Origin of the sequence: Oceanisphaera psychrotolerans, assembly GCF_001870485.1 — a bacterium.
GTDB lineage: Bacteria > Pseudomonadota > Gammaproteobacteria > Enterobacterales > Aeromonadaceae > Oceanimonas > Oceanimonas psychrotolerans.
The window spans coordinates 65,838-86,111 of sequence record NZ_MDKE01000044.1; the positions used below are offsets into that span (position 1 = coordinate 65,838).

The window sequence follows — 20,274 nt, forward strand, 5'->3', positions numbered from 1 at the left end:
CGGAGTGTACCGATGACGGCAGTTATTTTTCCAGTGCCTGCTGCTGACGATAAAGATAAATGGCGGTGGCAAAGGTAAACAGCAGCGTCAGCCCCAGCAGCCCGAAGACTTTGAAGTTGACCCAGAACTCCTGAGACAGATTGAAGGCCACATAGACATTGAGGGCGCCGCAAAAGCTGAAAAAGCCGGCCCAGGCCAGATTGGCCTTGTCCCAGACCACATCCGGCAGCGTCATTTCCTTGCCCAGCATCTGTTTGATCAGGTTTTTACGGAAGCCGTAACGGCTGATCAGCAGCCCGATGGCGAAGAGACCATTCACCGCGGTCACTTTCCATTTGATGAAGGCATCGTCCTGAAAAAACATGGTGAGACCACCGAAGAACAGCACCAGTACCAGAGTGACCAGGTGCATTTTTTCCAGCTTTTTGTGCTTTAGCCAGACCACCAGCATCTGGATGCAGGTGGCGGCCATCAGCGCGCCGGTTGCCGCGTAGATATCGACGGTTTTGTACACCACGAAGAAGATGATCAGGGGGATAAATTCGGCAAACTGCTTCATAGAAGAACTGACTCGTACAACTAAAGATATAAGGCAGTGTACCCATAGCGCCGGCAGCTGGCAAAGCATTGCTGAGAATAAGAAGTGGCGTGGTGGTTTTTATCCGGGCCACCGCCCACGCCCCTTTGTTGGCACCGTTCCGGCCAGTGTCAGGCCGGCGTCCGGCTGCTGTCCCTGACCACCAGCTCGGGCGTCAGGGTCAGTACTTGGCGCGGGGTGTCCGGTGCCTTGATACGCGCCAGCAGGGTATCTACCGCCAGGGCACCGAGCCCGGCCTTGGGCTGCTCGATACTGGTCAGTGCCGGCACCAGATAGTGGGCCAGTTCGATGTTGTCGTACCCGACCAGCGACATCTGCGCCGGCACTGAAATACCCGCATCGGCCAGGGCCCGCAAGGCGCCCACCGCCATCATGTCGTTGCCGACGAACACCGCCGTGGGTCGTTCGGGCCGGGTGAGCAGCGCCGCCATGGCACTGCTGCCGCCGGCCAGCTCGAAGTCGCCCTCGACTATCCATTCCGGACGTATCGGTAGCCCCGCCGTTGCCATCGCCGCCCTGAAGCCTGCCAGTCGCTCGTCCGCTGCCCGTTTGCCCAAAGGACCGGTGATGCAGCCGATATCACGATGACCGAGGTGTATCAGGTGTTCGGTGGCCAGCCGGCCGCCTTGCTCGCCGCAGTCTTGGATAAGATCCGCTTCCATGTCCATGGGACCCCAATCCGCCAGTACCAGAGGCACACTGGGATAGCGGTCAAAGACCTCCGCACCCAGGTGAGCCTGGGTGTACATCAGGATAATGCCGTCTACCCGCTTTTGCAGCAGCATTTCCATGCTGGCATTGAGTCGTTGTTTATCGTCACGGGTATTGCACAGTACCAGGCTGTAGCCCAGCTCGAAGCAGCGCTGCTCCACTCCCTGTACCACCTCGGCAAAGAACGGATTGGCGCTTGAGGTCACCAGCATGCCCAGCGTACGGGTCTCGTTGCTCTTGAGGCTGCGCGCCAGCGCCGAGGGGGCATAGTGGAGCTCGTCGATGGCCTGCTGCACCCGCGCGGTGATCTCGGGGCTGACGAAGCGGGTCTTGTTCAATACATGGCTGACGGTGGAGGTGGACACCTGCGCGTGCCGGGCCACATCCTTGATGGTTGCCATCAGCGAGATTCCAGCAGGGCGTTAATCTCGTCCTGGTAAGGGACCGATGTCTGGGCGCCGGGTCTGGTGACGGACAGCGCCGCCGCGGCCTGGGCGAAGCGCACCGCCTGCAGCAAGGGCTGCCGTTGCTGTAATGCTGCGAGCAAGGCCCCGTTGAAGGTATCGCCCGCCGCCGTGGTGTCTACCGCCTTGACCTTGAAGCCCGGGATAAGCTGCCCCCGGCCTTGTTCGCTCAGCCAGACGCCGCGCGCGCCCAGGGTGATGATGACGGTAGCGATACCCTTGGCATGCAGCGCCCGTGCGGCGGCGTCCGCACCCGCATCGTCGTTTACTGTCACTCCGGTCAGTCGCTCGGCTTCGGTTTCGTTGGGGGTGATCAGATCCACCAGCGTCAGCAGTTCATCTGGCAATGACTGAGCCGGCGCGGGGTTGAGTACCACCCGGGCCCCCTGGACCTTGGCCTGGCTGGCGGCGGCGATATTGGTGGCGAGCGGGATTTCGAGCTGCAGCAACAGCTGTTCACAGTGCAGACCTTCGGTATGCCGGCTCAGCTGTTCGGGCGTCAGCCGGCCGTTGGCACCGGCGGCGAGCGCGATGCTGTTTTCGCCCTCAGCGTTGACCTGGATCAGCGCGACCCCGGTATTGATGCCTTCGATACGCTCGATGGCCGCGGTATCGATGCCGTCGGCGGCAAAGCCGTCGATCAGGCTCTGGGCCAGGGTATCTTCACCCACGCAGGCGATAAAACGGGTCGTGGCACCGGCACGGGCCGCGGCCACCGCCTGGTTGGCCCCCTTGCCGCCGGGCACGATGCGATAGTCGCTGCCGGTCAGGGTTTCACCGGGGCGGGGGAACTGCGGCAGCCGGATCACATGATCGATATTGATGCTGCCAACTACGGTTAATGTCATGGAGTTTGCCTTCAAATGCCTTGGCTAATATGTCATGCCCGCGAAGGCGGGCATCCAGGGGCCGACGGCACCGGGGTTGAACCGGTGCCCCCCCATGGACTCCCGCTTTCGCGGGAGTGACAGGTTTCTGTACGGGAAAGACAAGTTTCTGTGCGGGAATGACAACTTTTGTGCTCGGGAGTGGCGTTGTCGATACAGGGACAATGCCATTCCGCAGATGCCTTACTCGCTGATCACCTGCAGCGGAACCGGAATATGGCTGGCCACGGTTTCACCCTTCAGCACCTTGTCTGCGGTTTCCACGGCGATGGCGCCGATGGCATCGGGTTGCTGGGCGATGGTGGCTGCCAGACGGCCGCCTTGTACCGCCTTGATGCCGTCTTCGGTGCCGTCAAAGCCGACGATTATCACCTCTTTCTTGTTGGCTGCCTGCAGCGCGCGCAGGGCACCCAGCGCCATTTCGTCGTTCTGGGCGAAGACTGCCTGTACCGTCGGGTTGCCGGTCAGCAGGTTTTCCATCACGTTCAGGCCTTTGGTGCGATCGAAGTCGGCCGGCTGGCTGGCCAGCAGTTCAAAACCGTGCTCGGTCACGGCCTGGGCGAAACCTTCACCGCGCTCACGGGCGGCGCTGGTGCCGGCAATGCCTTCCAGCTGGATCACGCGAGCGTTGGCACCCACCTGCTCGGCGATATAGTCACCGGCCATCTTGCCGCCGGCCACGTTGTCGGAGGCGATATGAGACACCACCTCACCGCGAGTGGCGGCGCGGTCCAGAGTCAGTACCGGCAAGCCGGCCCCGTTGGCCAGACGAATGGCGTTGGTCACCGCATCGGAGTCGGTGGGGTTAATCAGCAGTACCTTGGCGCCGCGGACGCTCAGGTCTTCCACGTTGGCCAGCTCCTTGGCGGGGTCGTTCTGGGAGTCCAGCACGATCAGATCATAGCCAAGCTCTTCTGCCTTTTGCTCGGCGCCTTCCTTCATGGTCACGAAGAAAGGGTTGTTGAGGGTGGAGATCACCAGCGCCAGGGTATCTTTGGCATAGGCGCCGGAGGTCATGGTGGCGCTTATCAGGGCGGCGGAGAGCAGGGTCGTCATTTTTTTCATGATTCAGCTTCCTTTTGGTATCGTGGTGTGAAGTTATCTGTGTTTGTTGTCGACCAGTACTGCCAGCAGAATTACCGCAGCCTTGGCGATCATCTGATAGTAGGAGGATACATCCAGCAGGTTGAGGGCGTTGTTCAGAAAACCGATGATCAAGGCGCCGATCAGGGTGCCCATGATGGCGCCCTTGCCGCCGGCCAGGCTGGTACCGCCCAGTACCACGGCGGCGATGGCGTCCAGCTCGTAGCTGGTGCCGGCGGTCGGCTGGGCCGATGACAGCCGGCTGGTGACGATGATGGCCGCCAGTGCCGACAGCATGCCGCAGATGGCATAGACGCCCATCTTGACCCGGGCGACGTTGATGCCCGACAGTCGCGCCGCCGCTTCGTTACCGCCTACCGCATAGATGTAGCGGCCGAAGCGGGTGTGGTTGAGCAGGTACCAGGCGCCGAGAAAGGTTACGGCCATCAGCCACACCGGTACCGGAATGCCGAATACATAGCCGGTGCCGAACCAGGCGAAGATATCGCCGGCATCGGTAAAGCCGGTGGAAATGGGGCGACCCTCGGTATAGACCATGGTCACGCCGCGCAGCAGGGTCATGGTGACCAGGGTGGCGATAAAGGCCTGTACCCGGCCTTTGGCAACGATGATGCCGCTGACGCCGCCCAGGGCAAAACCGGCCAGCAGCACGGCCGGCAGGGTAATGAAGATGGACAGCTCCATCGACACCATACTGGCGGCAAAGGCGCCGCACAGGGCCAGCACCGAGCCGACGCTGAGATCGATGCCGGCGGTGAGGATCACCAGGGTCATGCCCACGGCGATGATGGCGTTGACCGAAGTCTGGCGCAGAATGTTGAGCAGGTTGTCGACGGTGAAAAAGTTGGGGCTCAGCGCAGAGACCACCGCAATCAGCACCAGCAGGGCGATCAGCGATTTCTGGGCAATCAACCATTCCTTGCTGAACCAGCGGCGGCTGCCGTCAAGGGCGGGAGAGTTCATGTATTTTCCTCTTGTTGAGTCTGACCCACGGCGGCGGCCAGCAGTTGTTCCTGGGTCGCGGTGGTGGCGTTGAATTCACCGGCAATGCGACCTTCGTGCATTACCATGATACGGTCACTGATCCCCAGTACTTCCGGCATGTCGGACGACACCAGAATAATGGCCATGCCTTCCTGCTTGAAGCGGTTGATCAGCTGATAGATTTCTTTCTTGGCGCCCACGTCGACGCCACGGGTGGGTTCGTCGAGGATCAGAACACGAGGGCGGGTCATCAGTCCCTTGGCGATGGCCACCTTCTGCTGGTTGCCACCGGACAGGTTGCCGATCAGCTGCTCCCGGCCCGGGGTACGGATCTTGAACAGCGAAATGAACTCGTCCACCGCACCGCGCTCGGCCTGGTGATCGAGCTGGGGCCCCCGGCTCAGTTCGGCCAGCGCCGACAGGCTCATGTTGATCTTGACCGATAAGTCCAGCACCAGACCATCGCCCTTGCGGTCCTCCGAAATATAGGCGATACCGGCGGCCAGCCCCTGCTGGGGACTATTGGCATGATAGGGGTTGCCGGCCAGCCAGACGGTGCCGGCGGTACGGGGCAGGGCACCGTACAGGGTTTTCACCAGTTCGGTGCGACCGGCGCCCATCAGCCCGGAAAAGCCGAGGATTTCGCCCTGATGCAGGCTGAAACTGACGTCTTTTACCCCGTCGGCGGCGAGGTGTTTCACCTTCAGCACTTCCGGTCCCTGAGTCACGGTGACGCGAGGGTATTGCTCGTCCAGTTTGCGGCCGACCATCATTTCGATCAGCCGGTCTTCGTCGATATCGTTCACCGCCTCTTCGCCGATCCACTTGCCATCGCGCAATATGGTGACCCGGTCGCAGATCTCGAAGATTTCCGCCAGTCGGTGGGAGATATAGACGATGCCGCACCCATCGGCGCGCAGCTCTTCAATCACCCGGAACAGGGCCCGGGTTTCGGTATCGGTCAGGGCATCGGTAGGTTCGTCCATGATGATGACGTCGGCCTTGAACGACAGTGCCTTGGCAATCTCCACCATCTGCTGGGCGCCGATGCTCAGATCACCGACCCGGGTTCTGGGTGAATGACGGATTTGCAACCGATCCAGCAAAGCCTGGGCGTCGGCGTAGAGCCGGGTCCAGTCGAGTTTACCGAAGCCATTGACCGGCTCGCGGCCGAGAAAGATATTCTCGGCGATGGTCAGCTCGTCCAGCAGGTTAAGTTCCTGATGAATGATGCCGATACCGGCCTGTTGCGAGTCGCGAGGGCCCTTGAAGCGACAGGGCTGGCCACGATAGCGGATCTCGCCGGCGTCCGCCTGGTAGATGCCGGTGAGCACCTTCATCATGGTGGACTTGCCGGCGCCATTTTCGCCCATCAGCGCCATGACCTGGCCTGGATACACATTGAGCCCGGCCTGATCCAGCGCCTTGACGCCGGGAAAGGCCTTGTCGATGCCGGAGAGAGACAGTATGGGTTCCATGTTCACCTCAGAAAGGAACGCCGCAGCGCAGTATGATGTTGGCGTAAGGGGTGCATTCGCCGGTGCGAACCACGGCTTTGGCCTCGGCATTTTGCTGCTTGAATGCCGCGTGGCTGATATAGGTCACCGGGATGTCCCGGCCCTGGATGGCGGCGGCTTCGGCCAGTTGCGCCAGTAGTTGCCGGTGCAGATCGGGGCTGACGGTTTTTATTTCTTCCGCCAGTACCACCGCTTCCAGCTGCAACTCGCTCAGCAGTGCCGCCAGCATCGGCTGCAATCCGGGCAGCCCGGGGCTCACCGCCAGATCGATACGCTGGGGGCCGGCGGGTATGGGCAGCCCGGCATCGGCCAGCACGATTTCGTCGGTATGACCTACGCTGGCGACCAGTGCCGATAAATGACTGTTAAGTAAGGTGGTTTTCTTCACGATATTGCCTTGTTCTGGAGCCGCTAGCTCCGAAAATGAACCAGAAATGGTGAGCGAAACGGTTACGCAATCGATTCGATGGCCGCATTGTAGACAAGAAATCGGTTTTCTGTGCGCGTGGAGCAGGGAAATGTGAAACCGTTCACAGAAGTAAAGTTACCGGACAGGGACGTCGGCGGCGGGTATTTTTGGCTGTGGTCATGCTCGTGACTTGATAAAATAGTGCCATTACCCACCCGGCAGGGTGTCATGCAGAACCATTTTATAGGTGCTTACTTTGCTTCCGAATTTCCTGACGACCGAGTTTAGCCAGTTGCTGGCGCCCATTCACGCTTTTTTGCATTGTGAGACGCCGGATGCCTGGGTTGCAGAAGCACGCAAACCGGAACACCTGCCCGCCCTGCTGGTGGATCATGCCAACTGCGAGATGAAGGCGGCGATGAGCGCCCACAGCCTGGTGCGGCGTTACTGTCTACCGAAAGAAAAACGCAAGTTGTTGCCTAACCTGGATTTTTACAAGTCGCTCGACGCCTTGCCGGAGAAGGGCGAGGTGCTGGGCAAGCAGGCGCTGATCGGCGATAACCGGCGGGTGTTTGACGAACTGGACAAGAATGACTTGCTGGTGAAAATGGTGCGTTTGATCCAGGAGGAACTGCACCATTTCGAGCAGGTACTGGAGATCATGGCTGCCAGAGGCATCGAATACAGCACCCTGTCGGCATCCGGTTATGCGAGGGGGCTGTTACAGCACGTGCGTACCCACGAGCCGGCGGCCATCGTCGACCGGCTGATCATCGGTGCCTATATCGAGGCCCGCTCCTGCGAGCGTTTCGCCCGGCTGGCGCCTTATCTGGATGAGGAGCTGAGCCGCTTCTATGTGTCGCTGCTGCGCTCCGAAGCCCGCCATTACCAGGATTACCTGACCCTGGCCGCGGACTACAGCGGCCAGAATATCGATGAGCGGGTGGCGTTTTTCGGCGCCCGGGAGGCGGAGCTGATACAGGCAACCGACGAAGAGCTGCGTTTTCACAGCGGCGTACCTGTAGGCCATGGTTCCAGAGGCAACACAGCCGCCATGAAAGGATTCACGGCGAGTCGGTAGAGCGGACCCTTTGGCCGAGGTGTCACGCATCAACCCGACGGCTATCAGCGCTTGGCATCGTCGTGATGCCAGCGATATTCGTTGTGGTAATTCTGCAGCAGGCGCAGGCCCTGTTCGCTCTGGGGGTTGGTCAGCACCTTGTGGGTGGGGCCGGCTTCCACTACATAACCCTCGTGCATCAGGATCACCTGATCACTGATATGGCGTACCACGCCCAGGTCGTTGGCCACCAGCACGTAAGATAACCCCAGCCGACTCTGCAGGCTGAGCAGCAGGTTTATGATTTGGGAACGCACCGAAATATCCAGGGTGGAGATGGCCTCGTCGGCGACGATGATTTTGGGAGACAGGATCAGCGCCCGGGCCAGCGCGACCCGCTGTTTCTGGCCGGCGGAAATCATTTGCGGGTAGAAATGGTAGTGATCCGGTAATAATCCCACCATGCGCAGGGTATCCAGCGCCAGGGTTTCGCGCTGCTCTGCATCCAGGCTGGTATTCAGGCTGAGCGGGGTTTCCAGGATCTGGCCGATGCGGCTACGCGGATTGAGCGAGGTATTGGAATCCTGGAAAATCATGCGCAGCAGTTTGCAGCGTTTCTTGTCGTCGCCCGGCCCGATTTTTTCACCGTCGATATAGACACAGCCCTTGGTCGGCGCCAGTACGCCTGCCAGCACCTTGGCCAGGGTACTTTTACCCGAGCCCGAATCGCCCATTATCGCCAGCGTCTGCCCCTGCTCCAGGGTAAAACACAGCGGATGAAAGGCGGTTTTGGTGACCTTGCGAAACAGTCCGCTGTGGGTCACGAATGCCTTGCTGAGATTATCGACCTTGAGCAATGGGACCTGGCTCATCTGGACTTACCTTTTGGCATATTGAGCGGAAAATGGCAGTAATAGGCATGACCCTTGACCTTGGCCAGGGGCGGGGTGATCACGCATTGTTTCTGGGCATTGGGGCAGCGGGGTCCCAGCCGGCAGCCGATGGGCAGGCTTTGCAACGGCGGTACCACCCCCGGCAATATGTTGAGTCGTGATTTGTGCGGCAGGGTGCCGTCCAGTTCCGGCATCATCTTCAGCAGGGCGGCGGTATAGGGATGATGGGGGCGGGTCAGGATCTGCTCCCGGGTACCGGACTCCACCGTTTGGCCGCAATACATCACGGTGATGTTGTGGGTCAGCCGAGCAAAGGTGGTCATGTCGTTGTTGACCAGCAGAATGGTGGTGCCCGATAACTTGTTGACCCGCTCCAGCAACCGCAGGATCTGGGCCTGATTGGAGGCCTCCATGGCGTTGGTCGGCTCATCCGCCACCAGCAGCTTGGGCTGATTGGCGATGGCCATGGCGATCATCACCTTCTGGCAGACACCTTCCGACAACTCGAAGGGGTAGGCATTCATCACCATCCGGTGGTCACGGATCCCTACCCGGTGCAGCAGCCCGATGGCCTGTTTGCGGCGCCAGTGCCAGCGTTGCCACCACTTGCCCTGAAAGCTGCGGGAAGGAATGGCTTCCTCCAGCTGGGCGCCGATACGTTCGGACGGATCCAGGCAACTGGAAGGCTCCTGAAATACCATGGCGATATCCCGGCCCATGATGCGTCGTCGTTCCTTTGGAGACAGGCTGAGCAGGTCGATATTGTCGAGATACATGCGATCGGCGGTGACGCGCCAGGTGTCTTTTTCGATGCCGACGATGGTTTCGGCCACCAGGCTCTTGCCCGAGCCGGACTCACCGACCAGGCCGCGGATTTCGCCGTCGGCCAGGGTCAGGCTGAATTTGTCCACGGCCTTGACCAACCCCTGGGGGGTTTCTATTTCGATGGTGAGATTACGAATATCCAGAAGCGGCATCAGTCCATTACCTCGTTAATCGCCTGCCGCAGACCTTCACCGACCATGTTGATTACCAGTACCGTCAGCAGAATGGCCAGCCCGGGCAGTGTGACGGTCCAGGGGGCCAGATAGACCAGTTCCATGGCGTCCGACAACATGGCGCCCCATTCGGGACGAGGCGGCTGGGCGCCGAGGCCGAGAAACCCCACGGCGGTAATGTCCAGAATGGCGGAGGACAGTCCACGGGTAGTCTGGCTGACGATGGTGTCGCTCAGGTTGGGCAGGATGCCAAACCTGAGTATACGCCAGTGTTTGGCCCCATCGAGGCGCAGGGCGGTAATGTATTCCTTCTGCATCTCCTGAGACACGGCATTATAGATGGCACGAACAAACTGCGGGACCAGCGCCAGGGTGATGGCGATCAGGGTATTGAACAGTCCCGGTCCCAGAATGGCGACGAAAATAATGGCCAGCAGCAGTGAGGGGATAGAGAGCAGTGTATCGAGCAGGTGATTGAGAATACTGGCTTTCAGTCCTTTGCTCATGCCACCGATAATACCGATGCAACCGCCCACCAGCAGTGCCACCAGTACCGCCAGTACCCCGTTGCCGAAGGTGAGCCGGGCACCTAACACCAGCCGCGACAGCATGTCGCGGCCCAGATCGTCGGTACCGAGAAAGAAGTCGATATTGCCTTCGTCAGACCAAGAGGGCGGCATCAGCAATGCCTGGCTGAATTGCTCGTAGGGGGCATAGGGGGCCAGCCAGGGGCCAAACAGGGTCAGCAGAGACAGTAGCACTACCCCCCACAGGCCGATCATGGCCAGGGTATTCTTGCGAAACAGTCCCCAGGCCTGTTCGCGCGGTGAACGAACACGTAATTCCGGGTAAATATTAGCCCTGGGTGGCATAAAGCGCTTTCCTTCTGGCCGGGTAAATCAGGGTAGAGACCACATCCACGGTGACGCTCACCACTATGGTAAAGGTGGCGATGGCCAGGGTGCCCCCCTTGATGGCGGCATAATCCTGCAGCGCGATGCTGGTGACCAGCCAGCGACCGAGGCCGGGCCAGTCGAACACGATTTCGGTCATGATCGCCGAGGTCAGCACGGTGCCAAACTGCAGGCCCAGGGTGGGAATGGCCATGGGAAAGGCGTTGCGCAGGCCGTGGCGCAGTATCACATGGGTCTCACTCAGGCCCTTGGTCAGGGCGGCACGGATATAGTTTTGCTTGAGCACCTCCAGCAGGGCGCTGCGGATCTGGCGAATGACCTCGGTGGTCGGCACTATGGCCAGCACCAGCGCCGGCAGTATCAGGTGGCGAAGGGCGTCGAGAAAGGCAGGCCAGCGATAGTCGCTGTCGGACAGCAGCGTATCCACGGTCATGATGCCGGTCACCGGCTCTATATCATACAACAGGCTGATCTGGCCGGACACCGGCAGCCAGCCCAGATGGAGTGAGAAAAACATCACCAGCAGCAACCCCAGCCAGAATACCGGTACCGAATAGCCAATCAGGGTACCGGTAAGGATCACCGTATCCTGCCAGCGGCCCTGACGCAGGGCGGCGAGGGTGCCGGCGGGTACCCCCACCAGCAGCGAGAGGGTAAAGGCCGCCAGACACAGCTCCAGGGTAGCGGGAAAATACTGGTTCAGCGCGCCCAGCACCGGCAGGCCGGTGGCGCTGGAAATGCCGAAATCACCGGCCAGCAACTGCAGTACAAAGCGTTGATAACCGGGCCAGAAATCGACTTGTCCCTGGCTCAGCAAGTGGTATTCCAGGGCGTAGGCGATCAGGGTCAGGGTGATCAGGGTGGTCAACAGCAGGTAAACTCGCCGCAACAGATAAGGCAGCATGACTACTCCTTGTAGGCCTGATGAAGGGCGACACCGCCATAGGGTAGCAGACGGAATCCCTGAACCTGTTTGCGATAGGCCTGCAACCGCAGGCTGTGCACCAGGGGGATCACGGCCATGTCCTGAAAGGCCAGTTCCTGTGCCAGTTGATAATGTTGGATACGGCGTACCAGTTGCGGTTCGGCCAGCGCCAGATCCAGCTGTTGTTCGAACAGGGGATGACACCAGCGGCTGGCGTTGGTACCGGCGGCAATGGCCTGGCAGCTGAGCAGGTTACGCAGCATGTTGTCCGGATCCGACGTGTCGGCGGACCAGCCGGTCAGCACCGCATCCTGATGCCCCTCGAGCAGTTCCCGGCGCAGGATCTGTTCTTCCAGACTGAGCAGTTTGACGGTGATACCCAGCTCGCCCAGCCGACGCTGGATCAACTGGCCGGTCTTGAGCCCGTCCGGGTTGTAGGTCCGGGCGCCGGCGGGGACCAACAATGTCATCTCGAAGCCCTGACTCAGGCCGGCCTGCTCCAGCAACCAGCGGGCCCGGTCCTGATCCGGCAGTGGCATCAACAGATTGGGGTGGTAGCCCCAGGATACCGGCGGCAGCAACGACTCGGCCAGGGAGCCAATATCGAAGTACACGGCCTGCAGAATATCGGCCCGGTTCAGGGCCAGGCTCAGGGCCTTGCGCACCCGCACATCGTTAAAGGGCGGTTTTTCGGTATTGAACGCCAGCACCGCCACGTTCATGCCGGTGGCATGGCTTAAGGCCAGCTCGGAATGCTGCTTGATCACCGACAGCTGACTGGTGGCCGGATGGGCCATCACATCGCATTCGCCGGTGAGCAGCTTGGCCAGCCGTTTGGACGACTTGGGAGTAATGTCGAACACCAGCTGCGCCAGCCGGGCACTGCCGCGCCAGTAGCTTGGGTGGCGGTAGTAGCGGATGAATTCATCGGGCCGGTATTGGCTGAGCAGAAAGGGACCGGTGCCAACCGGTTGCTGATCGATCAGTTGTGGTGTGCCGGCCGTCAGCAGCTGCTGGCCATATTCCGCCGACAGTATGACCGCATAGTCGGTGGCCAGGTTGGTCAGAAAGGAGGCATTGGGGCGGCTGAGTACAAATTCCACCTGATGCTCGCCGAGGGCCCGCACTTCGCTGACCAGCTCATGCCAGCCGATGCTGTCGAAAAACGGATAACGGCCGCCACTGACACCATGATAGGGGTGTTGCCTGTCGATCAGGCGGGCGAAGGTAAAGACCACATCCTCGGCGGTCAGTGGGCGGCTGGGGCTGAACCAGTCGGTGTGATGAAAGGTGACCCCGGGGCGCAGGGTAAAGCGATAGCGCAGGCCGTCCTCGCTGCGCTCCCAGGCGGTGGCCAGCGCCGGTATCGGATGCTGACTGTCGGGCGTGATCTCCAGCAGCCGGTCGTAGAGCTGATGGGCGGTGGCGTCCAGGGTTTCGGTAGAGGTCACCAACTGCGGGTTAAAGGTGAGCGGCGATCCTTCGATACAATAGAGCAGGCTTTCGTTCGCCAGTTGTCGATTGCCGCTATCACAGCCCGCCAGCAGCAGGGTGGTCAACAGGCCGCAGAGCCATAAACGCATGCTTAATCCTTGTGTTCTGCCTGCTCGCCCATCGGCAACAGGGAGGCATATTTACGCAACAGGCCGCGTAGCTGATGATAACTCAGGCCCAGCAGCTCGGCGGCCTGTCGCTGATGATAGCGGGCCTGTTCCAGCGCGGCCTTGAGCAGCCGTATTTCTTCTTGTGCCAGATGGGCCTTGAGATCGAGCGGCAGCGCGGCATCGGTGCTGATCCGCGCCGGTGGCGCCGGGCGCCAGGGAGAGACGAAGGGATCCAGATACAACTCGTCCAGTGCCATCTCCGGCTGACCATGATGATACAGGCTACGCTCGACCACGTTCTTGAGTTCCCGCACATTGCCCGGCCAGTCATGGGCCAGCAGTTGCCGGCGCACGCCGGGAGAAAAACCGGCAAACAGCGGCCAACCCAGCTCCATACAAAGATTAACGGCAAAATGCTCGGCCAGGCGCAAAATATCGTCACCCCGGGCTCGCAGGGGCGGCAATGTAACCACATCGAAGGCCAGTCTATCAAGCAGATCGGCGCGAAAGTCCCCCTTTTGCGCCAGCATGGGCAGATCCTGGTTGGTCGCGCACAGCAGCCGCACGTTTGCCGATACCGGCTGGCTGCCGCCGACCCGCTCGAATTCTCCGTATTCGATCACCCTGAGCAGCTTTTCCTGCACCCGCGGGCTGGTGCTGGCCAGCTCATCGAGAAACAGGGTGCCGCCATCGGCCCGTTCAAAGCGGCCCTGGTGGCGTTTCTGGGCGCCGGTAAAGGCGCCGGCCTCGTGACCGAACAGTTCGCTTTCCAGCAGCGTCTCGGCCAGGGTGGCGCAGTTGAGAGAAACAAAGGGCTGCTGCCAGCGGGGTGACAGATAATGCAACCGGTGGGCGATCAGCTCCTTGCCGGTGCCGCGCTCACCCACCACCAGTATCGGCCTGTTCAGTGGTGCCAGCAGCGAGACCTGCTCCAATACCTGGAGCAGGGGATTGGATTGACCGATCAGATCATTGTCTGTCATGGCACATCAGAGTGGCGAAATTTACCAGATGATAGCGTTATTCGCCTGTAGTGGCCAACATCGACATCTCGGCGGCTGATAATTTTTATCGATATTTCAGATGATTAGTGGTTTTTGTCTGGTTGGCATGTAACTTGTTTATGTCATGGATAGTGGCACGTCACTTTCACGTTGCCCCTATCAACCTGTATCGAGGAGACAGCACCATGAGCATATTTTCCCGACTGGCGGACATCATCAACGCCAATCTCAACTCCCTGCTGGACAAGGCCGAAGATCCGGCCAAGATGGTACGGCTGATCATCCAGGAAATGGAAGACGAGCTGGTGCGCGAGCGTTCCAATCTGGCCCGTTTTCTGGCCGAGAAAAAAGATCTACTGCGTCAGATTGAGCGGCACCGGGAGCGGATGAGCGATTGGCAGGGCAAGGCCGAGCTGGCCCTGAGCCGCGAACGCGACGATCTGGCCCGGGCCGCCTTGCTGGAAAAGAGCAAGCAGAGCGAGCTGCTGAAGGCTCTGGAGCATGAGCACCTGGCGGTGGAAGAAGGCATCAACAAGCTGTCGGAGGCCATCGGCGCCCTGGAAGCCAAGCTGGTCGATGCCCGTTCACGCCAGCAGGCGATGCAGTTGCGTGAGCGCAGCGCCCAGAGCCGCATCAAGGTGCAGGAGCGGGTACGCCACAGCGAAACCTCTTCGTCGGTCGACAAGTTCGATCGGATGGAGCGCAAGATAGACGAGCTGGAAGCCCGGGCGGATTTGTACCACCAGAGCAAGGGTCTGGAGCAGTCCTTTGCCGAGCTGGAGGTGGACGACGCCATTACCCAGGAGCTGGATAAACTGAAAGCCAAAATGAGCAAGAATGAGGAGCACTGATGTCGGAGCTGGCCTGGGCCCTGGTGGCCCCCTTGAATATCTTTCTGTTTCTGGTGGTGCCCATCTGGCTGGTGCTGCATTATCGCAGCAAGCGCCGGCTCGACGAGGGGCTGGACGAGACTGCCCGTCAACGACTGGAGCAGAGTCTGGCGCAGGCGGAACAATTGGCCGAGCGGGTCACCACCCTGGAGCGGCTGCTGGATCAGGAGGTACCCGGATGGCGTCAACCTTGATAAACCTGTATCGCGACAAGCGTAACGCCAAGCTCGGCGGCGTCTGTGCCGGCATTGCGCGCAAGGCCGAAGTCGAGCCCTGGCTGGTGCGGGTGCTGGCGCTGACCGGTCTGGTGTTTGCCACTTTTCTGACCTTTGTACTCTACATCGCCGCCTGGCTGCTGCTGGAAGATCTGCCGGTGAAGGAAGAGGCGGAGCCGCAGTCTCATGTCAAAACCGCCGGCTGGCAGTCGGGGTTGTCGGCGCAAGAGGCACTGACCCGGCTCGAAGGCCGGTTGCAGCAGCTGAATGGCCGGGTGGCAAAAATGGAGCAACTGCTGACCTCACGGGAGTTTCGTCTGCGACGGGAATTCCATGATTTGGGTAAAGATCGATGAGCAGGACGCCACTGGAGCAGTGGCGTAACCGGGCCGGCGCCTGGGTGCAGCGGGGCCTGGACCAACGCTTGCGGCTAGCGGTAACGGGACTGAGCCGCAGTGGCAAGACCGCCTTTATCACCAGCCTGGTCAACCAGCTGGAACACGCCGGGCTGGATGCCCGTCTGCCGCATTGGCCGCCGGCGGCGGAGGGGCGGCTGCTCGGCATACAGCGGGTGCCCAGCCGACACCATCATGTGCCGGTCTTCGGTTACGAGGCGGCCCTGAACCAGCTGTCGGCCACGCCGCCCTGCTGGCCCGAGCCGACCCGGGGCATTAGCGAAATAACCCTCGCCATCCGTTACCGGCCCAAAAACCGGCTCAAGCGCAAGCTGCAGGATACCGCCACTCTCTATCTGGAAATCGTCGACTACCCGGGTGAATGGCTGCTGGATCTGCCACTGCTGGGCATGAGTTATGCCGAGTGGAGCGAGCAACAGCGGCAGCTGCTGCAGACCCCGGCGCTGGCCGGGCTGGCTACGCCCTGGTTGCAGGCCGGCGCTTTACTTGCCGCCGACAGCCCCGCCGACGATGGCAAACTGGCACCGTTGGCGGCGGCCTATACCCAGTGGCTGCACGACATCAAGCGCGAGTGCGGCGCCTATCTGGTGCAACCGGGGCGTTTCATTCTGCCCGGCGAATACCGGGATGCGCCCATGCTGCAGTTTGTCCCCTGGGTATGGGGCGAGGCGCCGGGCGGACTGAATGACAGCCACCATTACGGCATGATGGCCGCACGCTTCGAACATTACAAAAAGCATCTGGTGCAGGGCTTTTATCGGGACTTCTTTGCCGGTTTCGATCGCCAGATAGTGCTGGTGGACTGCCTGACGCCGCTCAATCGCGGGCCCGACAGCTTCGCCGATCTGCGCCGGGCGCTGAACGCCATCTTGCAGAGCTTCGAATACGGCAAAAGCGGCTGGTGGCAACGACTGTTTTCCCCGCGCATCGACAAGTTGCTGTTTGCCGCCACCAAGGCCGATCATCTGACGCCGGATCAGCATGGTCGGCTGGCTACCCTGCTCGGCACCCTGGTGCGGGGCGGGCATCGGCATGCGCGCTTGTCCGGCATCGACATCCATACCCTGGCACTGGCGGCGATTCGCGCCACCAGCAGCGGCCGGGTCAGCCACCGGGGCGAAACCATACCGGCACTGCAAGGCCGGCGACGGGACAATCTGGACGCGGTGGCCCTGTATCCGGGCGAGGTGCCCGAATCATTGCCCGATGCGGCCTTCTGGCAGCAGCAGGGCTTCGACTTTACCGAATTCGCCCCGCCCGAGTGGCAGCCGGAACAGCCGCTGCCCCATTTGCGCCTGGATCAGGCGCTGGCGTTTCTGTTGGGAGACAAATTATCGTGACATTGAAAGGCAAGGTGATCCTGGATCAACCGCTGAAATCATCGCAGCAACAACCGGAGTCCGCCCCCCTGCGTCCCGGTCAGCTACTGGAGCAGGATGACTTTATCGCGCTGGACGAGACCCCGGAGCCGATGCTGGCCGAGAGTCTGCGGCCCGGTCGCCGGCACTGGCTGTGGTGGAGTGGCCTCGGCCTGTTGCTGACCTTGTTGCTGGTGCATTCCGCCCTCGGTCTGTGGCAGACCTGGCAGGACAACCGCCTGCTCGGGGTGGCCTGGAGCCTGACCATCATACTGCTGGCGCTGGCGGCGCTGGGCCGGTTGTGGCGGGAGCTGAGGCTGTTGCGCACCCTGGATCGGGTGTCGCGTCAGCAGGCGAGAGCCGAACAGTTGCTGGCGGAGCAGGGCAGTGGTCAGGCGCGGCCATTCTGCGAGCAGCTGGCCGCGCGCAGCGGCCTGGACAGTTCCGATGCCTTCCAGAGCTGGCAGCAGGGCCTGACCGACCAGGAACTGGACGCCGAGGTGCTCACCCTCTACAGCCGGCAGGTGCTGAGCGTGCAGGACCGACAGGCCCGGGCAAGGGTGCTGAAATGGTCCGGCGAGGCGGCGGTGATGGTGGCGGCCAGCCCCCTGGCGGCGGTGGACATGCTGCTGGTGCTGTGGCGCAACCTGAAGATGATTGAAGACATCAGCCAGTGCTACGGCATTCGTCTGGGCGGTCTGAGCCGGTTGCGGCTGATCCGCCAGGTGTTGCATCACATGCTGTATGTGGGCGTATCGGAGGCGGCCATCGATGCCGGTATGGACCTGCTCGGGCTGGAGCTCGCCGGGCGACTGTCAGCCCGGGCCGGGCAGGGGGTGGGTGCCGGTTTGCTCACCGCCAGGCTGGGCCTGCAGACCATGAGCTTGTGTCGCCCCGTGCCCTGGCAGGGTGATGAGAAAAAACAGCTGGGGGGTATTCGCCGGGCGCTGGTCGACAAGGTGGCCCGATTGATGACCAACAGCGGACAATAAGTCACGGTCGACAAAACACTCGCTAGGCCAAAAATGTAAGCGCTTTCATAAATTGGTTGTCGTTTGTGTAAACTGCCGTATATAGTGTGGCTTACAGGAAGGGTCAGGCAGCCGGACGGAAAGTCGGCGTGTTAACGACGGTTTGGGATCGACGTGGTGTTGCGGCACAGTCTGGCTGGCCTTGAGGGTGGTGAGCCGGAAGCTGGGGTGACCGACGGGGCTCGAACCCGCGACAACCGGAATCACAATCCGGGACTCTACCAACTGAGCTACGGTCACCAAAGATGGCGCGCCCTGCAGGACTCGAACCTGCGACCACCCGCTTAGAAGGCGGGTGCTCTATCCAGCTGAGCTAAGGGCGCTTTTGGGCGTATCCGCTGCAGCAGGGCTGCGACGTAACGGGGCGGGATAATACCTATTTGCTTTACGGGGGTCAACGGCTTTATCCGACCGGCGTGACGGATAAAGCCACGGGCGCTTGCTTACCAAAGTCGGCAAAAAGTGCGACAATTGCCGCAGATTTTTAAAGGGGAGAATAAACGCAGATGTCAGCTCAAATCATCGATGGAAAAGCGATTGCAAAGGCGGTACGCAGTCAGGTGGCCGAACGTGTGGCCGAACGGATCAGCGCGGGTAAACGCGCGCCGGGCCTGGCGGTGATACTGGTTGGTGCCAATCCGGCCTCTCAGGTCTATGTCGGCAGCAAACGCCGGGCCTGTGAAGAGGTCGGTTTTGTTTCCAAGTCTTACGATTTACCTATGGACACCACAGAGCAGCAATTGCTGAAACTGATCGATGAGCTGAACGAAGACACCAGCATCGACGGTATTCTGGTGCAGTTGCCATTGCCGGCCCATATCGACAGCACCCTGGTGATCGAACGCATTCATCCCCACAAGGATGTGGACGGTTTCCATCCGTACAATGTCGGCCGTCTGGCCCAGCGTATTCCCGCGCTGCGTCCCTGCACCCCCAAGGGCATCATGACGTTGATTGAGCGCAGCCACATCAAGACCCACGGTCTTAACGCCGTGGTGGTGGGCGCATCCAATATCGTGGGTCGGCCCATGACCCTGGAACTGCTGCTGGCCGGTTGCACCACTACCACCTGCCATCGTTTTACCGAAGATCTCCAGGCGCAGGTGGAAAGAGCCGACCTGCTGGTGGTGGCGGTAGGTAAACCGAACTTTATTCCCGGTGACTGGGTCAAGCCCGGTGCCGTGGTGATCGATGTGGGCATCAACCGGCTGGACGACGGTCGACTGGTGGGCGATGTGGAATATGCGGTGGCCGCCGAGCGCGCCTCCTATATTACCCCGGTGCCCGGCGGCGTGGGTCCGATGACGGTGGCCTCGCTGATTGAAAACACCCTGATCGCCTGCGAGCGTTATCACGATCTGTAAGCCGAGGTCGTCAGCAGGAATCTGGTAACAGCACCAATAAGGACAACCCATGCAGTGGCCCGACAAGGATATGCTCTACACGGTAATCTTTGGTACCGAAACTCCGGCGGGCCGCCGCTTCGATATTGCCCTTATCGTGACCATTCTGCTGTCTATCGCCGTATTGCTGTTGGACTCGATAGGTTCGGTGCGGGCGCAATACGGTGATGTCCTGTACGGGCTGGAGTGGTTTTTTACCCTGGCTTTTACCCTGGAATACGGCGTGCGGGTCTATTGCTCCCAGAACCGGCTCGCCTATGTCCGCAGCTTTTACGGCATTATCGACCTGCTGGCGGTGATGCGACCTATCTGGCCATCTTCATTCCCGGTGCCAGCCTGCTGATGATGATACGTCTGCTGCGGGTATTGCGGATTTTCCGCATTCTCAAGCTGATGCGTTACGTCAACGAGGCCAATGTACTGCTGCGCTCGCTCAATCAGAGCCGGCGCAAGATCCTGGTGTTCTTCAGCAGCCTCTTTATCCTGGTCACCCTGTTCGGCTCGCTGCTCTATGTGGTGGAAGGGCCGGAAAACGGGTTTACCAGCATCCCCCTCAGTATTTACTGGGCCATCGTCACCATCACCACCGTCGGCTTTGGCGATATCACGCCGCAGACCCCGCTGGGTCAGGCCATTGCCGCCGTCACCATGCTGATGGGTTACGCCATTATTGCGGTGCCTACCGGTATTCTCAGTGCCGAGCTGGGGCGGGAAATGCGGCGGGAATACGATCATCGTCATTGCCCCCAGTGTGACAAGGGCGGGCATGATCAGGATGCCAGTTATTGCAAGTATTGCGGGGGAGAAATGGAGCTGCCGCAGGATTAATATCAATCCCGGGAAGCACCTGTGCACCTTTGGGGACTCGGCCCGGAGGCGATACCCTCAG

The 20,274-nt window shown here is 60.7% G+C and carries 22 protein-coding genes and 2 tRNA genes; 9 read left to right on the plus strand and 15 right to left on the minus strand.

Annotated features, from left to right (window positions below):
* Positions 1-22: 22 nt before the first annotated feature.
* The 7 genes from BFR47_RS13610 to rbsD form a co-directional block, all read right to left on the minus strand.
* Positions 23-559 (minus strand): septation protein A, encoded by a 537-nt coding sequence (locus tag BFR47_RS13610; RefSeq protein WP_071473572.1) that lies wholly within the window; start codon positions 557-559, stop codon positions 23-25.
* Positions 560-708: 149 nt separating this feature from the next.
* Positions 709-1,710, minus strand: a complete 1,002-nt coding sequence (locus BFR47_RS13615; protein WP_071473573.1) for a substrate-binding domain-containing protein — start codon at positions 1,708-1,710, stop codon at positions 709-711.
* A complete protein-coding gene (rbsK, locus tag BFR47_RS13620) occupies positions 1,710-2,621 on the minus strand; it encodes a ribokinase (protein WP_071473574.1) in 912 nt (303 codons plus the stop codon). The genes BFR47_RS13615 and rbsK overlap by 1 nt, the downstream gene beginning before the upstream one ends.
* A 222-nt stretch (positions 2,622-2,843) precedes the next feature.
* Entirely contained in the window at positions 2,844-3,725 is an 882-nt protein-coding gene (rbsB, locus tag BFR47_RS13625) for a ribose ABC transporter substrate-binding protein RbsB (RefSeq protein ID WP_071473575.1), read from the minus strand.
* A 33-nt stretch (positions 3,726-3,758) separates the two neighbouring features.
* Entirely contained in the window at positions 3,759-4,727 is a 969-nt protein-coding gene (rbsC, locus tag BFR47_RS13630) for a ribose ABC transporter permease (RefSeq protein WP_071473576.1), read from the minus strand.
* Positions 4,724-6,226 (minus strand): ribose ABC transporter ATP-binding protein RbsA, encoded by a 1,503-nt coding sequence (gene rbsA / locus BFR47_RS13635; protein ID WP_071473577.1) that lies wholly within the window; start codon positions 6,224-6,226, stop codon positions 4,724-4,726. The genes rbsC and rbsA overlap by 4 nt, the downstream gene beginning before the upstream one ends.
* A 7-nt stretch (positions 6,227-6,233) precedes the next feature.
* Positions 6,234-6,653 (minus strand): D-ribose pyranase, encoded by a 420-nt coding sequence (gene rbsD, locus BFR47_RS13640; protein WP_071473578.1) that lies wholly within the window; start codon positions 6,651-6,653, stop codon positions 6,234-6,236.
* Positions 6,654-6,930: 277 nt separating this feature from the next.
* On the opposite strand from rbsD, the gene miaE reads away from it, so the two are divergent.
* Entirely contained in the window at positions 6,931-7,755 is an 825-nt protein-coding gene (gene miaE / locus BFR47_RS13645) for a tRNA isopentenyl-2-thiomethyl-A-37 hydroxylase MiaE (RefSeq protein WP_245748932.1), read from the plus strand.
* Positions 7,756-7,799: 44 nt separating this feature from the next.
* Here the strand turns inward: miaE and BFR47_RS13650 are convergent, their stop codons facing one another.
* Genes BFR47_RS13650 through pspF form a run of 6 tightly spaced genes read right to left on the minus strand, consistent with a single transcriptional unit; the run spans position 7,800 to position 14,051 of the window.
* Positions 7,800-8,606, minus strand: a complete 807-nt coding sequence (locus BFR47_RS13650) for a peptide ABC transporter ATP-binding protein (RefSeq protein ID WP_071473579.1) — start codon at positions 8,604-8,606, stop codon at positions 7,800-7,802.
* Positions 8,603-9,604, minus strand: coding sequence for a peptide ABC transporter ATP-binding protein (locus BFR47_RS13655; protein WP_071473580.1), 1,002 nt, complete (start codon positions 9,602-9,604; stop codon positions 8,603-8,605). The genes BFR47_RS13650 and BFR47_RS13655 overlap by 4 nt, the downstream gene beginning before the upstream one ends.
* Entirely contained in the window at positions 9,604-10,497 is an 894-nt protein-coding gene (locus BFR47_RS13660; RefSeq protein WP_071473581.1) for an ABC transporter permease subunit, read from the minus strand. The genes BFR47_RS13655 and BFR47_RS13660 overlap by 1 nt, the downstream gene beginning before the upstream one ends.
* Positions 10,481-11,443: an ABC transporter permease gene (locus tag BFR47_RS13665; protein WP_071473582.1), complete on the minus strand. Its 963-nt coding sequence runs from the start codon at positions 11,441-11,443 to the stop codon at positions 10,481-10,483. Before BFR47_RS13665 ends, BFR47_RS13660 begins: the two co-directional genes overlap by 17 nt.
* Before the next feature lie 2 nt (positions 11,444-11,445).
* Positions 11,446-13,047: an ABC transporter substrate-binding protein gene (locus tag BFR47_RS13670; RefSeq protein ID WP_071473583.1), complete on the minus strand. Its 1,602-nt coding sequence runs from the start codon at positions 13,045-13,047 to the stop codon at positions 11,446-11,448.
* Positions 13,048-13,049: 2 nt separating this feature from the next.
* Positions 13,050-14,051 (minus strand): phage shock protein operon transcriptional activator, encoded by a 1,002-nt coding sequence (gene pspF / locus BFR47_RS13675; RefSeq protein WP_071473584.1) that lies wholly within the window; start codon positions 14,049-14,051, stop codon positions 13,050-13,052.
* Between the two features lie 206 nt (positions 14,052-14,257).
* Between pspF and pspA the strand changes: the two genes are divergently transcribed.
* Genes pspA through BFR47_RS13700 form a run of 5 tightly spaced genes read left to right on the plus strand, consistent with a single transcriptional unit; the run spans position 14,258 to position 17,943 of the window.
* The gene (pspA, locus tag BFR47_RS13680; protein WP_071473585.1) at positions 14,258-14,923 is read left to right on the plus strand and encodes a phage shock protein PspA; all 666 of its coding nucleotides are present in this window, start codon (positions 14,258-14,260) and stop codon (positions 14,921-14,923) included.
* Entirely contained in the window at positions 14,923-15,156 is a 234-nt protein-coding gene (gene pspB / locus BFR47_RS13685) for an envelope stress response membrane protein PspB (RefSeq protein WP_071473586.1), read from the plus strand. Before pspA ends, pspB begins: the two co-directional genes overlap by 1 nt.
* Positions 15,141-15,533, plus strand: a complete 393-nt coding sequence (gene pspC / locus BFR47_RS13690) for an envelope stress response membrane protein PspC (RefSeq protein WP_071473587.1) — start codon at positions 15,141-15,143, stop codon at positions 15,531-15,533. The genes pspB and pspC overlap by 16 nt, the downstream gene beginning before the upstream one ends.
* Positions 15,530-16,933 carry a YcjX family GTP-binding protein gene (locus BFR47_RS13695; protein ID WP_071473588.1) on the plus strand — a complete coding sequence of 468 codons (1,404 nt, stop codon included), beginning with the start codon at positions 15,530-15,532 and terminating at the stop codon, positions 16,931-16,933. Before pspC ends, BFR47_RS13695 begins: the two co-directional genes overlap by 4 nt.
* Positions 16,930-17,943: a YcjF family protein gene (locus BFR47_RS13700; RefSeq protein WP_071473589.1), complete on the plus strand. Its 1,014-nt coding sequence runs from the start codon at positions 16,930-16,932 to the stop codon at positions 17,941-17,943. Before BFR47_RS13695 ends, BFR47_RS13700 begins: the two co-directional genes overlap by 4 nt.
* Positions 17,944-18,146: 203 nt before the next feature.
* Here the strand turns inward: BFR47_RS13700 and BFR47_RS13705 are convergent.
* Together BFR47_RS13705 and BFR47_RS13710 are read right to left on the minus strand one after the other, a co-directional pair.
* Positions 18,147-18,222 (minus strand) — tRNA-His (locus BFR47_RS13705).
* Between the two features lie 6 nt (positions 18,223-18,228).
* Positions 18,229-18,305, minus strand: a tRNA-Arg gene (locus BFR47_RS13710).
* Between the two features lie 183 nt (positions 18,306-18,488).
* On the opposite strand from BFR47_RS13710, the gene folD reads away from it, so the two are divergent.
* The 3 genes from folD to BFR47_RS19195 are packed head-to-tail and all read left to right on the plus strand — an operon-like array spanning position 18,489 to position 20,213.
* Positions 18,489-19,346, plus strand: a complete 858-nt coding sequence (folD, locus tag BFR47_RS13715; protein WP_071473590.1) for a bifunctional methylenetetrahydrofolate dehydrogenase/methenyltetrahydrofolate cyclohydrolase FolD — start codon at positions 18,489-18,491, stop codon at positions 19,344-19,346.
* Between the two features lie 49 nt (positions 19,347-19,395).
* The gene (locus BFR47_RS19190; RefSeq protein ID WP_281245973.1) at positions 19,396-19,728 is read left to right on the plus strand and encodes an ion transporter; all 333 of its coding nucleotides are present in this window, start codon (positions 19,396-19,398) and stop codon (positions 19,726-19,728) included.
* Positions 19,728-20,213: an ion transporter gene (locus tag BFR47_RS19195; protein ID WP_281245974.1), complete on the plus strand. Its 486-nt coding sequence runs from the start codon at positions 19,728-19,730 to the stop codon at positions 20,211-20,213. Before BFR47_RS19190 ends, BFR47_RS19195 begins: the two co-directional genes overlap by 1 nt.
* Positions 20,214-20,274: the final 61 nt, after the last annotated feature.

Excerpts from the sequence above, each read along its gene's own strand:
- pspC (WP_071473587.1), top strand. The coding sequence starts at position 15,141 with ATGGCGTCAACCTTGATAAACCTGTATCGCGACAAGCGTAACGCCAAG.
- rbsA (WP_071473577.1), bottom strand. The coding sequence starts at position 6,226 with ATGGAACCCATACTGTCTCTCTCCGGCATCGACAAGGCCTTTCCCGGC.
- rbsB (WP_071473575.1), bottom strand. The coding sequence starts at position 3,725 with ATGAAAAAAATGACGACCCTGCTCTCCGCCGCCCTGATAAGCGCCACC.
- pspF (WP_071473584.1), bottom strand. The coding sequence starts at position 14,051 with ATGACAGACAATGATCTGATCGGTCAATCCAATCCCCTGCTCCAGGTA.
- BFR47_RS13665 (WP_071473582.1), bottom strand. The coding sequence starts at position 11,443 with ATGCTGCCTTATCTGTTGCGGCGAGTTTACCTGCTGTTGACCACCCTG.
- BFR47_RS13655 (WP_071473580.1), bottom strand. The coding sequence starts at position 9,604 with ATGCCGCTTCTGGATATTCGTAATCTCACCATCGAAATAGAAACCCCC.
- BFR47_RS13650 (WP_071473579.1), bottom strand. The coding sequence starts at position 8,606 with ATGAGCCAGGTCCCATTGCTCAAGGTCGATAATCTCAGCAAGGCATTC.
- folD (WP_071473590.1), top strand. The coding sequence starts at position 18,489 with ATGTCAGCTCAAATCATCGATGGAAAAGCGATTGCAAAGGCGGTACGC.
- pspA (WP_071473585.1), top strand. The coding sequence starts at position 14,258 with ATGAGCATATTTTCCCGACTGGCGGACATCATCAACGCCAATCTCAAC.
- BFR47_RS13660 (WP_071473581.1), bottom strand. The coding sequence starts at position 10,497 with ATGCCACCCAGGGCTAATATTTACCCGGAATTACGTGTTCGTTCACCG.
- BFR47_RS13615 (WP_071473573.1), bottom strand. The coding sequence starts at position 1,710 with ATGGCAACCATCAAGGATGTGGCCCGGCACGCGCAGGTGTCCACCTCC.
- rbsK (WP_071473574.1), bottom strand. The coding sequence starts at position 2,621 with ATGACATTAACCGTAGTTGGCAGCATCAATATCGATCATGTGATCCGG.
- BFR47_RS13670 (WP_071473583.1), bottom strand. The coding sequence starts at position 13,047 with ATGCGTTTATGGCTCTGCGGCCTGTTGACCACCCTGCTGCTGGCGGGC.
- pspB (WP_071473586.1), top strand. The coding sequence starts at position 14,923 with ATGTCGGAGCTGGCCTGGGCCCTGGTGGCCCCCTTGAATATCTTTCTG.
- BFR47_RS13695 (WP_071473588.1), top strand. The coding sequence starts at position 15,530 with ATGAGCAGGACGCCACTGGAGCAGTGGCGTAACCGGGCCGGCGCCTGG.
- BFR47_RS19190 (WP_281245973.1), top strand. The coding sequence starts at position 19,396 with ATGCAGTGGCCCGACAAGGATATGCTCTACACGGTAATCTTTGGTACC.
- BFR47_RS13610 (WP_071473572.1), bottom strand. The coding sequence starts at position 559 with ATGAAGCAGTTTGCCGAATTTATCCCCCTGATCATCTTCTTCGTGGTG.
- rbsC (WP_071473576.1), bottom strand. The coding sequence starts at position 4,727 with ATGAACTCTCCCGCCCTTGACGGCAGCCGCCGCTGGTTCAGCAAGGAA.
- BFR47_RS19195 (WP_281245974.1), top strand. The coding sequence starts at position 19,728 with ATGATGATACGTCTGCTGCGGGTATTGCGGATTTTCCGCATTCTCAAG.